The sequence below is a fragment of the Enterococcus sp. HY326 genome, from assembly GCF_026157065.1.
Taxonomy (GTDB): domain Bacteria; phylum Bacillota; class Bacilli; order Lactobacillales; family Enterococcaceae; genus HY326.
Map to the genome: position 1 here is coordinate 317,709 of NZ_JANLGQ010000004.1, position 14,699 is coordinate 332,407.

Consider the following 14,699-nt stretch of genomic DNA (forward strand, 5'->3'; position numbering starts at 1 on the left):
TAAATTAGTCCAATTTATTCTCCGGCAGCCCAATAAAAAATCCTCAATATCCTCCTACAAAATTTTGGGAAATTTTGCCTTCATACACTTGCTCGTTAATTCCTCACTTTAAGCTTTCTAGATGGTAGGGATATTTTTAGAATTAAGCAAATATCTCTTTATAAATTATTCTATTTTTATGAAAACATTTATATTCACCTGATATAAAACAATGAAGTTAATTTTATTCCATTTTTATTATATGTTATTTTATAAATCGAATTGTTTAATTAAATAGCTATTTAAAAACTACTTTTCACTTTCGTTTTTCCATTTTGGAAATTTTTTTTTTAAAATTATAAATTTAAAATTGTGAAAAAATTAATTATAAGAGTCTGTAGCCATTGATAATAAAGAGATGTTCATTTTTTATTTTGATAAAAATACATATGTTTTTTTAAATTATCTATACTGATAAATAAAATTTCTTGTTTTTTGAAAAAAATGTATTGATAATTGTGAATGCGTAACATATAATTATTTTATGAAAAATAACTTAAGAATTTTGTTTAATTAATTCTTTTTAATGGTTACGAACTTCTAAAACGCTATTTTTGCGTAAAAATTACAAATTAATAAAGAAAATTTGTTGAGTTTGTTTTTCAAATTATAGTTATTACAAAAAAGTTCTATCATCGACGGCACATATCTGAAATATATAAGTTGAAGAAAATTGACGAATTAAAATGTGAGTGAAGATGTTTTTGCGTAATATATATTTGTGAAGAAAATGATTATAATGGTTCTTTTCATTATAATCTCAAAATTTTGTGGATTTTTTCGATTTTTGTTTTTTTATATTGTGGTAAATTGTTTGGGAGATTTTTCAGAAACAAAGGGGTGAGGGAATGAAAAAACGAATAGCGGCTTTTCTTTTAATTTTTGCTATCTTTTTACCTTATAGCCAAGGGATTGCTTCGGTAGTTTCCTATGAAAGGACTATTGCTGAAGAGCAGCTGACAATTCAAGTCGATTCGTCAGACAGTCAAACAGTTTTAGATGAGGATTACGCAACTGTGACCGCTTCTTTTATCGAGACAAAGACTGACTATCAATGGACAGTTGAGTTTGAAAAAAAGGCATCTAAAACTGCAGGTCGACTGCGGATAGCGATTGATAACAACGCCTTAGCAGACAGCGGATTTGGGTCAGTATCAAATATCCGTGGTGAAGGATTGATGACAAGTCAAGAAGATCATGAGCAGTTGGCAACGATGAAAGCCGCAAATGATGAAAGTGATTTAGATTGGTATTACAGTGAGGGATTTTCAACACTTACCAAAAAAGGCAAATTATATTTCACTTTAAGTAAAACGGTGACGGAAGGTGAATTACCTTTAGTAGTGGCAGTTGATCAAGAAGAAAGCCAGGTTGTAAAAGAATCTAAAACGGCAAGCACAGTTAAAGCTGAAACAACTACTGAAACAAAAGAAGATGAAACCCAGGTTGAAGGTCAAACGAAGTCTAGCATAGAAAGCAGTAGCGACCAAAATATTCAGCAAGATTTACAACAAAATTTAATTTTACCAACTAACTTGGCGCCATTTTCTGAGAGCGATCCTTTTCCATATCAATATGCTGAAGACGAGGGCAACAAGCAGCGACGCTATCCTTTGATTTCAACGAATAATTATGACACAGCAAATGATTTTAGCAAAGATGGGACTTATACAGGTATTCAAGGGGAGTTGTATAACATTCTAGGAGATATTGTCAGTGATGAGGACAGTATCACTGACAATACAATAGTCGCTGGCGGAGCAAATTGGCGAAACTATGATTATACAGCTAGTCAAGAAGCTGAAACAGCCAATGGTTTTGCCAAAAATATTCAACTGTGGGGTAGTGAGCAGACTTTTTCCAATAGCTATCTAGACTATGGCGGAGCTTACATGAAAAAGTGGGTTGAACCGATTACTGACCATGTCGCAGGTAATCAAGATGATACAACTATTTACAATGTTTATATCGATATTATCGGCGGTACCATCAAAGAACAGCTGCCAATTGATGTTGTTTTTGTTTTGGACCGTTCCTCCAGTATGGCGACAACCATTAACGGTGTGAGAAAAGATAACGCTATGAAAACGGCTCTCACTTCGACGATTACGAAACTTTTTAATACAGCTGGTTTAGATATTCGCGTGGGCTTAGTGGATTTTGGTAGTGAAGGAGTCGACAGGGTCAAATCATCAGAGCTGGCTTTAACCAATAACAGAGAAACTGTTTTGAAGTCTCCTGTTTTGACGAATCAAGCCTATAATAATTCAGGGACACCACTATCATTAGGAATCAATAAAGGCTATGAAGTTTTGTATCGGGACAATGGCTCAGCTGGTCGAAATCCAGAAAAAGTTTTGATAGTCGTTGGCGATGGTACACCAACTTTTTCTTACAGCGGGTTTCGAACAAATACCAGTAGTTCAGCTAGTTTTGATAAATGGACTGTAGCTGCGCAAGCGGCAAACTATTGGACCAATGATACTGGTAACAGTTTTATCAGAAATTATGAAACCCAAGCTAATAATAACTTAACCTCAAGTTTTGCAGCAAATGAACTTTATCCAACAGAGTTTGCTACCTCAGAAAGACCTAGTAATACCAATCGCCGGTATTATCGCTATGGAGAAGAAACAAACACTACGGTCTCCGGCTACTGGTACGGAAGCGGTAATGCCACTACTAATTCCTATAACAAAGCAAATGCCGTTCAGACCATTGCTTATCACCATTGGAAACGAGACAAAATGGCGGAGGAATATGGGATTACCCCTAGAGTCTACAGTATCGGAATTGGCTTAAATGGCAATCAATCTGGAGACAGTGGGATACAGGATGCGCTAGGATGCAATGTTTTGAAAAATATTGCTGATCTAAAACCCGAATCTGAAGTGACTAATGCCAGTGAGAACTCTTATTATTATGGAGCTGATTCGCAAGAGGAGTTAGTTGATGCACTAACACAAATTGTCTCAAAGTTTGAGACAACCATCACTAATGCTACTTTATATGATGCCACAGGTTTAAATGTTTCCTTGTACAACCCCGGTAATGCTTCTGAGATTACTTATTGGCATTTAGATGAAAATGATAACAACGGCGAAACGACAAAATACAAAGAACCAGTCGAATGGGTTGAAAGTCAGCACGGCATCCAACCAGATGTGGTTGCCCATCCCACCGCATATGAACCTGAAGGCTCAATTGAAAAAAATCATGCCTATCGATTTGATGGAATTTCATTAGGAGAAGGTGACATGGTGCGTATCAGGTATCAAGCGAAGCTTGATGACAGTGCCCAAAATGGTAATTTTTATACCGTTAATGATGAGGCCTATCTCGTGAATGAAAAAGATTATCAAAATGAAGAAACACAAAAGACTAATCGTATGTATATTCCGGCGCCGTCAATTCGCTTTATCGGGAAAGAACGGAACTTACATCTTAAGAAAACGGATGAACACGGCAATGGTATATCTGGTATTACTTTAGGCCTTTACGAAAAAAATGAGAAGGGTGAATACGAACTAATTGAATATATGCTGACAGACACTGAAGGTTTGGCCAGCTCAAAGAAACAATTTAGCTCAGAGGACAATCAAATTTATCCCACTTATTATGTGAAGGAAATTTCTGGTCCGGCTTATTATCAATTAATGGATGATTACCTAGCCTTTACCATTCGCAAAGAAATAGCTAGTGAAGGGGAAGTCTTAAATCATTTTGAGCTAGTTGAGCCAACTTCTGGAGAGTATGGCGAAGACGAAAATTCAGAAAATGTCTGGAAAGGTTACTACCAAGGTGACAATCATACTTTTACGATTGTTCAAACTTTGACAGATCCCACAGAAGGCGGCTATCAAGAGTTTGATCATTTGTATGTCAATTTGGATTTAGTTAATCAAATGAAACCGATTCAAATTGAAATTAATAAAGTGATTGAGGGAACTAATACTGGATTGCCAAATGCTGAGTTTGAGTTACTACAGGAAAATAAGGAAACTGGGGAATACAAGGTAATTGGAAAAGGAATCTCAGATGATCTTGGTAAAGTGACTTTTTCCAATGAGAATCAACCAGTTTATCTTAAAGAAGCTTTGAATGAAAAATTTACAAATTTCAGAATTGTGGAAACTAAAGCACCAGACGGCTATGCCAAACCGGGGCCGGATGATTATTGGAATGTTCGCTTGAATTATCAGGATAAACAAATTGAATATCAACAAAATGGTGCGGGTGAGAACGAGTGGGAAAGATCTAAATACGCAGATTTGCTTAATGAAGACGAATCACTGATTCAACTTAATTTTGATATTTCCAATCAAATGACTAATCGTGATTTTAAAATTCGTAAAGTTGATCAAAATGGCATAGCGATTACAGGAGTCGGCTTTGAGTTGGTGCGTAAAGAAGATGTTAATCAAGAATATTTCAAAGCCTATAGCGGAATCAACGGGTTTGATGATAGCAGTGGCTTAATACTCAATGAAACAGGAACAGGAGTTTTCTATGCTAAAAATCGTGAGACTGCCGAAAAGTATCGAGATTTAAATTTTGAAAGAAGACTTCAATTAATGCCTGGAACTTATACAGTTACAGAAGTTGATGGTCTCTTGGGCTATACGGTAGCCCAAACCGAATTTGAATTTACCTTAAATACAGACGGGACGTTTACTTTTAACGGAGACGCGACGCTTGGAGAGGGTTATCAGTATGAATTATCAACAGTAGAAGAGGAAAAAATCTTAACCCTCTCAGTCAAAAATGAGCTTCAGCTAGCCCTTGAATTTCAAAAAATTGACAGTCATACCCAACGACCTCTGGAGGGAGCAACCTTTGAATATGTCAGACTGACAGACAGCAATGAAGATTTAGGTAATCCGTCTCGCTTAACTAATCCGCCAGAAAATTCAGCCTTGCACCAATTGGAGCCGCTGGAACTTGGTAAATACAAAATTTACGAAGTGGCGACACCAGAAGGCTACCGAAGTGTTCCTGGTCATATCGTTTTAGAAGTGAGCCAACAGGAAAGTAATAAAATAGTTGACGGTGAACTTGTTGAAAAAGGTCAAATTAGTGGCAAGCTAACCTATTTTGATGACGCTGGCCTTGAAATCGAAAATAGTCAGCAGCTAGTCAATTTGACGGAGGTCACTGATGAGGTAGGTAATATAACTAAGTTAGTAGTTAGCTTTGATGTGGAGAATGATCCGACGTTCCCATTACCGGCTACCGGCGGAAACGGCAGGACAATATTTACCTTGATAGCTGCTAGTTTGTTTGGAGTAATGCTGCTGATAGGACTGTATTATGTGTATCGGAATCAAAGGAGGAGACGCTCATGAAAAAAATTCTTCGTTTTCTTTCCGTTTTGCTACTGAGTTTGACTATCCTTGGTGCTAAAGAAGCCATAGCTCAAGCAACCACAAATTATGATCAAGTGGAACTGATTTTGCATAAGTATATTGCCAGAGATATTGTTTCTGATGAGATTTCCGATTATCAAAACGATGGTCTGCCCATTGGTGAAGAGGATTGGGAAAGTGTTGATGTGGTGACTAAAGCCACACCTTTAAATGGGGCTAATTTTTTAATCTACAATTTAACCGATTATTACTATCAAGATGCTGATTCAGGAGCTGATTTTGTCGAAAAAATCAGTGGTTTAAATCAAAATCAAGTTCAAGCACTGATTGAAACCGAAAATCTGCAGCAAGTAATCGGTAGTCCAGTGACGACTGTTACTGATGATGAATATGGTCGGGGGACAGGCAGAATCTTTTTATCAAAAAAAAGCGGCGACTTAGATTGTGTGTATCTAGTTGTTGAAACAAAAGTTGATGCCAGTGTTGGCTTTAATGTCGACATTGATGCTAGAGCAATTCCGATTGCAGTTATATTGCCAATTATGGATCCCCGTGATCCACTAACAGAGCTTCAAGAAATTCACATTTATCCTAAAAATGTTGGCTATATTCGTGATCCTTATTTTTTTAAATTGGGACGGACTGCCGGCAGTGATGTCTTGACTCCGTTAGAGGGAGTCACTTTTGCACTTTATCAACTGGTAGATGGAAATAAGCTTTATCTCCAGCAAAGTCAAGTTAGTGATCTTCATAATCAATGGCTTGCTTCAAGTGATCCATTAACAGATTCTGAAGTGACAAAATTTATCTCAGATGAAGATGGAGTAGTAAGTACTAATGAACGCTATCTGCCTTCGGGGACTTATTATTTTGAAGAACTGACGACGGCTGCTGGTTACGAAATAACAGCTGCCGATAAAGAAATTGAAGTCGTCATTCCTGAGAGTTGGCAGGATGAAGAAGGAAATCCCTTATATGTTACTGTTAACGGTTATTCAATGGATGAATTGGCTTCGGGAAAAGTTCCCGATAGTGCCTATCAAAAGCTAGAACCGCGAGTTTATAACGAAAAAACGGTGATTCCACCAACAGAAGATGGTGGGAAACTACCAGATACTGGAGCAGTTAAATCACTAATGAGTATCTTTGGGATAATGTTGCTTGGTGTTGCTTGTTTTTTGAAGAAAAGACCAACTGGTATTAGAGATTCAAAAATAAAATAGATTATTTATCCATGAGGGGGAAAAGAGATGAAAAGAAAAAAATTATTGGGATCAATTGCTGCGTTTTTAGTGGCAGCACCGCTATTGGCGGGAATTATTGGGGCAGGGGCAACGACAGCCGAAGCGGCTGCAGTGACGGAAAAGCCAAGTGAGATTTCTTTTACACTGCATAAAAAAGTTTGGGATACTGAAACAGGAATTCCGTCCTCAACGCCAAACACCGGCTTAGAAATGGATTTTAGTGGTGCCGGCTTAAACGGAGTTGATTTTACTTTATACGATGTTACCAATATTTACTATAATGCTTTGCAGGACGATCCACAAACAGAAGCAGCGGGTGATGGCTTAAGTTCAGCAGATGCACTTCAAGCTATTCAAGATAATTGGAATGCTTCATGGGTAGTCAACGGGGCCACTGCACTAGAAACTAAAACGACAGCTAATGTCAATGGCGAAGATGGTCTGGTTGAGTTTACCAATGTTAGAACAACTGATGGCCTTAATCGGGATAAAGTATTGATGTTTGTCGAAACCTATTCTCCGGCAGATATTTCAATTATTGCTACGCCAATGGTCATTTTGTTACCAGTGATGATGCCAAGTATTACTGAAGGCAGCGCTTGGGATGGTTCGTTTTTAGATACCTTCAATAATGAAGTTCATCTTTATGCGAAAAACCAACAGCAAACACCAACCAAGAAAATTGCCGTTGACCCTAGTGAAATCACTGAGATTCAAGTGAAAGAGGGAGAGGGGACAACAACAGTTAAAGTCGTTGATTTAGAAAAAGGTGTGGTACTTCCTTATGAAATTACTTCGCCAATTCCTTATTTCATTCGAGATGTAAATACCGACCAGTCACCAGTCATCACTAATTTTACAATTGTCGATGTACCAACAGAAAACTTGAAGTACGTGACAGATTCATTAGAAGTCGTTGATACGACTAGTAATACCAAATTAGTGTTGAACACTGATTACATTATTACAGAAGAAAATGGTGGGTTCCTCTTAGAAATCTTGACTAAAAATGCTGAGACTGGATTTGCGAATACTGACACGCTAGCAAAATTAACTCCTGGTAGTACCTTAACCTTGAGTTATAACATGGTTTTAACGGCAACAGTTCAAGCGGATATGCTCCATGATAACCAAGCAACCATCACCATTGGTCGTGAAGGCGAAACTGGCTATCAAAAAGATATTATTCCAGAAGAAAAAGTTTTAACCGGTGGTCGTAAGTTCCAAAAAATTGACGGTTCTAGTCAAGACAATTTAGCAGGAGCAGAATTTATTTTATGGAATACTGATAGAAGCAAATATGCTGTGTTTTATAATGGGGCTGACGCAATGGAAAACTATTCTTCTGCTGCGACGAACATCAGTTGGAATGACCGAGGGACTGATGAAGATCCAGCTCCGAATGCTACTCATTTTATGGCAACAGCTTTTGATACAGGAAGTGGTAAGGACTGGTCCTTTGATGTAGTCGGCCTAGAATATGGCAACTATCAAATGCAAGAAGTTGTTGCCCCTGAAGGCTATGCTTTACCAAATGGCGAGAGTGCATATACGAACTTCAACGTTGCCTGGGGAACCTATGATAAAGAAGCTGTCAGCGTTGAAAAGGCTGAGAACGTGACTATTTCTAATACCAGAAAAGGGACTTTGCCATCTACTGGTGGCGCAGGAATTGTGGCCTTTCTAGTCATTGGAACAGGTATGATGATTGGCTCTTACCTTTGGTTTAAAAATTCTAAAAGAACCGTCAAAGCTTAAAAATAAACTTTAAGATAAATAAAAATTGAATGAAAACCGATAACCGGTCCAAAGGCGCAGAGCAAAGCTTGGACCGGTTATTTTTAAATGACAAACGAGCAAACGGAAGTCGTACATAGAATAAGTGAGACAATTTAATTTTCAGAAAAAAATTAAGTTTTGCCTAAAAATATGAAATGACAGTTAAAAGTTTAAAACACGGGAGGGTAGCTGATGAAAAAAGACGCTTCGATTAATTTCATTCTAAAATTATTGATGGCAGTGCTATTTTTATCAGGAGCTGCAATATTTGCTTACCCCTTTGTAGTGGATTCCTTGAACAATTTTATTGATCAGCAGCGGATTACTCAATATCAAAAAGAAGCTGAAACAAATCGGGAAGAACAGGCTGCCAAATTAGCTGAGCTGCAGAAAAAAAATACTGAGAATGCCAAGACCGCCGTGCCGGGACTCGGTTTGGTGGAAGACCCCTTTGAGGCGATCGTCAGCAAGATAGAAAACCCTGATAAAAGTTATTTAGAAGAACATTCTTTAGGCGCAATTTATATCCCGGCAATAAAGGTCAGTCTGCCGATTTTTGATGAGACTAATGAAACATTATTACAACAAGGTGCTACTCTGCTGCAGGGAACTTCATATCCCATCGGTGGGGTGGGCAACCATTCGGTGATTACCGGACACACTGGTTTAGCGGAAAAAAAATTATTTACGGATTTAGAGAAGCTGAAACAAGGTGATTTTTTTTACATCGATGTTTTAGGAGAACGCCTTGCTTATGAGGTAATGAATATCAAAAAAGTTGAGCCTACAGAGTTTACGGATTTAGAGATTGTTGAAAATAAAGATTTGGTAACCTTGTTAACCTGCACACCTTATGGAATAAATAGCCATCGCTTATTAGTCACTGGTTCTCGTATCCCTTATCAAGTGGAGATGAATCAAGCGATTCAACAGACGCAAAATTATCATCGTTATCGCTTGGTTTTAATTTTTCTGTCAATTTTGGCATTTCTTAGTCTGTTTGGCTGTTGGCTCTGGCGCAAAATTATTTTTTACCGGTCCGCGAGCCGCTGTTATAATCTGCGTTTTTTTGTTAAAAATAAGCGCAAAGCCATTTTTTTACTGACTGATCGTAAAGGACGTGTTCTACCAATTCCAGCGGCTCAGCAACGGATCAATTCCCAAGGTGAAGTGTTGTTTACTGAAATCCCCGGCGGTAAGTATTGGGTAGCACTGCAAGGAAAAAAGGAAACGCGACTAATCTTAAAAGCGAAAATAAGAAAGTTAGCCGATCAGGAATTTACTTTAAAGGGCAAACCTAAAAAGTATCTTGAAATAAAAAAAGGCTTACCACTTAAATATCTTTTACAGCAGGCTGCCTTCAAACAGGAAAAGGCCAGCTCTGTTAGATTCAATTTGCTGAAACAATTAGGAATTGGGCTGATATTTTTCACAGGCTTATTGGTGGCTTGCTATCCTTTTTATTCAGATGCTGTCAATAATCTGATTGATCAGCAACGTTTGGCCCGCTATCACAGTCAGCTTTCAAATGAACAAGAACAGCTGAATAAATTAGCAAAAGTGAATCAACGTTTAGCTGAAGAGGGCAATAATCCAGATAGTGACCCGTTTACAGCTGCTGAAAGTGGTAGTCAAACTGTTTATCAAAAACATTTATTAGGCACCATTTCGATTCCTAAAATCTCTGTGGAAATTCCGTTATTTGACACAACTAGTGATTCTTTATTAGACATTGGTGCAACGGTTTTGGGAGGTACCTCTCAGCCGGTTGGTGGAATCAATACTCATGCAGTCATCTCGGCTCATCGAGGATTGCCACAAAAAAAATTGTTTACCGATTTGCCGGAGTTGGTTGAAGGGGATGTCTTTGTCTTAAAGGTTTTAGGTGAAAAATTGGCTTATCAAGTTAATCAGATTGAAACGGTTTTGCCTGATGAAACTGAAAGCCTCCTGATTGTCCCGGGAGAAGATATAGTTACGCTAGTTACTTGTACGCCGTATATGATAAATTCCCACCGCCTTTTGGTCCGTGGGCATCGTGTACCTTATACTGAAGAAGTGGCTACCACTGTTGATAGTGCTACACAATTTAGACAAGCCAAAAATTATTTGTTAGTCGGCTTCTTAATTGTAGTGACAGTTGTATACTTGTATTTTATTTGGCGAACATGGCATAATTATCTGCTGCGAATTAAAAATTTGAAGTAGTCAGCCGACAAAAAAATTTCAAAGATACCAAAAAACCCAAGTACTTTATAATAGAAGAAATTCGTAGCAAGGATTATCTTCTATATAAAGCACTTGGGTTTTATTTTTAGTTCATTTAATTTTTAATTATTGGCTTTTAGTTCCTGTAAATCGGATTCAGCAATCACTGCGGAAAGTTCATCCTGATAAAAATTTTTTTCTTTTTCAGTCCAGTTAAAGTAGTCCGTTAGTGCATTTACTACTGGCTCAATTAACGCATCTAAGCTGTCCCGCATAAAGAGGATGTGGTTAGTACGCCGCAAGAGAAAATCAACTGGAGTTAAGACGGCTTCTTCCGCTAGAGCATAACGCAGGCTGATACTTTCTCTGCGATTTAAACCAGGAAACAGGTCGCCGTCATAGCTGAGGACAGTTTTCAGATTAGAGCCGTACAAATTAGCTAAGTAATTAGCATCAGCTGAAGAAAGGCCAATTTTTCCACCTAACTCCGCCAATTTTTCTAAATCCTCGTCAACATTTGCTGGGTCAAGCTGACCGCCGGACACTGGATAGTGAGTGGAATCAATTAATTCAACCGTTTGTTGATATTTTTCCTGTAGAATTTTTTTTATTAATTTCAAGGCGCCTTCAGCCATCAGTCGGTAATCAGTAATTTTGCCTCCGGATAATGTCACCAAACCATCTTCGGCTTCTGTCAAGTCACTGCCTCTAGATACCGCCGAAGGATTATCGCCGGCTGCGGCTTCACTTTCTTTTCCGTGGGCATCTTCCACGGCTTTTTCAACTAAATCACGTTTTTGTTGATCTTTTAAATAGGCTTCTACAGCTGAGACAACTGCTGTTAAACTTTCGTCGGACAAATGATTTTTAGTGCCGCCGTTATAATCAGAACTTCCATTGGCTGAAATGAGCGGCCGCAAGCCTGCCCAACTGCTTTCAATATCATGAATGGTTAAATCAGCATGGGGATAACGTTGGTTGACTATTTCTAAAAGATAGTCAACATCTTCTTGGGTGACAGTCGGATGGGCAAAGTCTCCGTGATAATCTGTATCGGTTGTTCCAAAGTAAGTTTTTTCTTCCCGGGGAATTACGAAGACCATCCGGCCATCATTTTTACCAGTATCAAAATAAGTTGGCTGAGGCACATTTAATTTTTCCCTATCAACAACTAAATGCACACCTTTAGTTGGTCGCAGGTGGCTGATTTTTTCAGCCTTGTCATCCAAATGACGCACTAAATCTGACCACGGTCCTGCTGTGTTGATGACAATTTTGGCGGTAATCTTAAATTCTTCTTTCGTCAAAATATCTTGAACAAGCGCGCCATCTACTTGACCGTTAGCATCATGGGTAATGCTTAGGACTTTAACTTTGCTGAGCAGATGGGCACCGTCTGCTGCGGCTTGTTTAATATTTTCAATCACCAGGCGCGCGTCATTGTTACGATAATCCAGATAGACGCCAGCGCCTAAAAGATTTTTGTCATTTAATTGTGGTTCACGTTTTAATACTTCAGCTTTGTCAATCATATAATTTTCATACTTTGTGCCAGTTACATTGGCCAAGCGGTCATATAAGTCCATCGCAATTTTAACAGAAAACATCGAAAACGTTGCATTGGGTTCATCATAAATCGGTAAAATCATCGGGTCGGGTTTTGGAATATGCGGGGCAATTTGTTGGACAATTGCCCGTTCCTTTACAGTATCTGCGACAACTTCTACATCAAAAGTTTTTAAATAGCGAATGCCGCCATGAACAAGTTTGGTAGAGCGGGAGGAGGTGCCTTCAGCAAAATCCTGCATCTCGACTAAAGCAGTATTGATTCCCGCCGCAGCTGCCTGAATTGCGACACCGGCACCGGTAATACCACCACCGATAATTAATAAGTCAACGGGATGTTCTTTTAAATAAGCGATTGAATCTGTTCGGGTCTTCTTTGAAAAAGCCATTACTATTCCGCCTTTCTAAAATGAAATCGTTTTCTATAGTGTAATACTTGCAAAGGATTGGGACAACTAATCGGCTTTGGTCTGAGAAAGTTTTTATAAAAAAAGTATCAGTGAATCAAGAGAATCTGCAACTGAATAGTTTTTTTAAACTGTTTAGCGACAGATTCTCGTTGAAAAACTGATACTTGACTAGCAAAAGCAAGCTAGTTTATTCATTTAACGAATCAAAATATTTTTTTGTCAAGACGGCGATGGTGATGGTCATGGCAGAACCAATGACTAGTGCCTTTGAAACGATTGCCAATTTTTTCATTTGGACACCTACTTTCTGAGAAAAAGTTTAACGGAACATTGTTTTTGTGGCCCGGGCCAAAATTTTTGGATCTTTTTCATAGTGATGAAGGGTTGTCAACTGACTTAACGGAATGCCTAAAAAAGTATACACGGCAACCTGTGCTGCTCGGATAGAATATTGTTCAGTAAAGACCATGTCAAAGGGCATTTCCACAAATTGACTGATAAAAGCCAAATTTTTCGAGTGAGTCGGCACGACAGCCGGACGATCACCGACGGCCCTTTGGTTGAAGAGGGCACTGGCATAAGGCATCATCACAGGAATCACATTGACGACTGAGTTCCAAATTTCTTCTTGATGGTTGCGTAGATTATCATTGCTGGGATCCACTGCAGCTAAATGGCCTAATAATTCCGTCAGCATTTCCCGACCAGTCATTTCAATGACTGGTTTTTACACATAATCACCGTTGCGACGAGGGTACATAAAGTAACCCCAAAAAACTGTTTCATTTGGCTTTTGCGCTTTAAAATGCGGTTGATGATGGACGACGATTGAAAGAAGCGGCGTACTATGGATAAAGGTATTCAGAGCATTACCAGGTTCTTGTTGGGTAATCCGGGAAATTTGATCAACGAGAAAATGATTATCGGTCGTTACAGTGAAACTCATCCATTCACTTTGGCTGCGGTCATTGAAAAATTTATCCGGTTGTCCTAAAGAATAAAATTTTTCAGTGGCTTTTTTCCAAAGCATAGCGCTTGGCGCATATTCAAAATTTTCTTTTACGGGAGTCTCTAAATCACCAATTGAAGAACTATCCGTAATTGAACCGTTTGTATCAAAAACCAAGTCAGTTTCAGCTACTGGAATTATTCCTGTTTCGCCATCGTCAACTTTTTGATAATGTAGGCCGGTCACGATGATATCATCCTGCAGTGGGGTATCCTTGAAATCCCAATCAGTAATTTTAATATTATTGACAAAGGTAACGCCCCGGTCTGTCAAATAGCTGCGCATTGGCAAAATAATACTTTCATATTGATTGTAAGGCGTGCGGGTGACGCCGGCTAATGTATTGATGCGGCTGAATTCTAAAATCATTCGGTTCATATAACGCCGCAGTTCCATGGCTGAGCTAGCCCGTTTAAAGGCAAAGGTCGTTTGCCACATATACCAAAAATTTGTTTCAAAAAAATGGGGAGAATTTTTAAACCATTCGCTGATGCTGATATTGTTTAAGGTTTGTTCATTGCTTTCAGGCATTAACATCAGCTTTGTCAGCAATGCTCGGTCCTTATTATTAAATTGCATGTGTTCATAATTATCTTTATTTGGTTTAGTCCGCGGACCAAATTGGTCAATCAAACGAGCCACATCATGGGTTGGATGAGCGTGATCAAAATTCAAAATATCATCTGTGACACTTTGACCGGGATGGTCTAAAGAAGGGACAGAGCGCAAAATATCCCAGAGATTTTCATAAGTTTCTTCGTTTAACATGCGGCCGCCCTTAGCTAAATAACCACGATTGTTGCTTAACGCTGAGTTGCTATATTCAGCTTCATAGGCCGCCACTGTGTTGCCATCATTAGCGCCATGGGTTTCCAACCCGTACATTGTAATTTGGCTGCCTTGAAAGCCGCCATCACGAATTAAATAAATGCCAGCTGCTAAATTTCCGATACCTGTTCCAATCATCAAAGCTTTTTGCATAAAGCATCCTTCTTTCTCTGATTCACTTAGATCATTGTCAGCAATTTTCTTTTGCTAAGTTAAGAGTAGTCCTGTGAGCATTTTATGGCAAATGATA

Annotated in this window: 5 protein-coding genes and 1 pseudogene; 4 read left to right on the forward strand and 2 right to left on the reverse strand. The window is 38.6% G+C overall.

The window, feature by feature from the left end; genetic code table 11:
• Positions 1 to 887: 887 nt before the first annotated feature.
• From ORH16_RS12245 to ORH16_RS12260, 4 genes are all read left to right on the forward strand, one after another.
• On the forward strand, positions 888 to 5,384 hold the full coding sequence (locus ORH16_RS12245; protein WP_265459122.1) for a SpaA isopeptide-forming pilin-related protein: 4,497 nt from the start codon (positions 888 to 890) through the stop codon (positions 5,382 to 5,384).
• Positions 5,381 to 6,628, forward strand: coding sequence for a pilin N-terminal domain-containing protein (locus ORH16_RS12250; RefSeq protein WP_265459123.1), 1,248 nt, complete (start codon positions 5,381 to 5,383; stop codon positions 6,626 to 6,628). The genes ORH16_RS12245 and ORH16_RS12250 overlap by 4 nt, the downstream gene beginning before the upstream one ends.
• A 27-nt stretch (positions 6,629 to 6,655) precedes the next feature.
• The gene (locus tag ORH16_RS12255) at positions 6,656 to 8,407 is read left to right on the forward strand and encodes a SpaH/EbpB family LPXTG-anchored major pilin (protein ID WP_265459124.1); all 1,752 of its coding nucleotides are present in this window, start codon (positions 6,656 to 6,658) and stop codon (positions 8,405 to 8,407) included.
• 213 nt (positions 8,408 to 8,620) lie between these two features.
• On the forward strand, positions 8,621 to 10,636 hold the full coding sequence (locus tag ORH16_RS12260; protein WP_265459125.1) for a class C sortase: 2,016 nt from the start codon (positions 8,621 to 8,623) through the stop codon (positions 10,634 to 10,636).
• A 122-nt stretch (positions 10,637 to 10,758) separates the two neighbouring features.
• On the opposite strand, the gene glpO is transcribed toward ORH16_RS12260, so the two are convergent.
• Both glpO and ORH16_RS12270 read right to left on the reverse strand, forming a co-directional pair.
• A complete protein-coding gene (glpO, locus tag ORH16_RS12265) occupies positions 10,759 to 12,591 on the reverse strand; it encodes a type 1 glycerol-3-phosphate oxidase (protein ID WP_265459126.1) in 1,833 nt (610 codons plus the stop codon).
• Between the two features lie 340 nt (positions 12,592 to 12,931).
• Positions 12,932 to 14,602: pseudogene (locus ORH16_RS12270) on the reverse strand (oleate hydratase).
• Between the last annotated feature and the right edge of the window lie 97 nt (positions 14,603 to 14,699).

Bases quoted from the DNA above. Each gene is read 5' to 3' on its own strand.
- ORH16_RS12260 (WP_265459125.1), top strand. From the start codon at position 8,621: ATGAAAAAAGACGCTTCGATTAATTTCATTCTAAAATTATTGATGGCA.
- ORH16_RS12250 (WP_265459123.1), top strand. From the start codon at position 5,381: ATGAAAAAAATTCTTCGTTTTCTTTCCGTTTTGCTACTGAGTTTGACT.
- ORH16_RS12255 (WP_265459124.1), top strand. From the start codon at position 6,656: ATGAAAAGAAAAAAATTATTGGGATCAATTGCTGCGTTTTTAGTGGCA.
- glpO (WP_265459126.1), bottom strand. From the start codon at position 12,591: ATGGCTTTTTCAAAGAAGACCCGAACAGATTCAATCGCTTATTTAAAA.
- ORH16_RS12245 (WP_265459122.1), top strand. From the start codon at position 888: ATGAAAAAACGAATAGCGGCTTTTCTTTTAATTTTTGCTATCTTTTTA.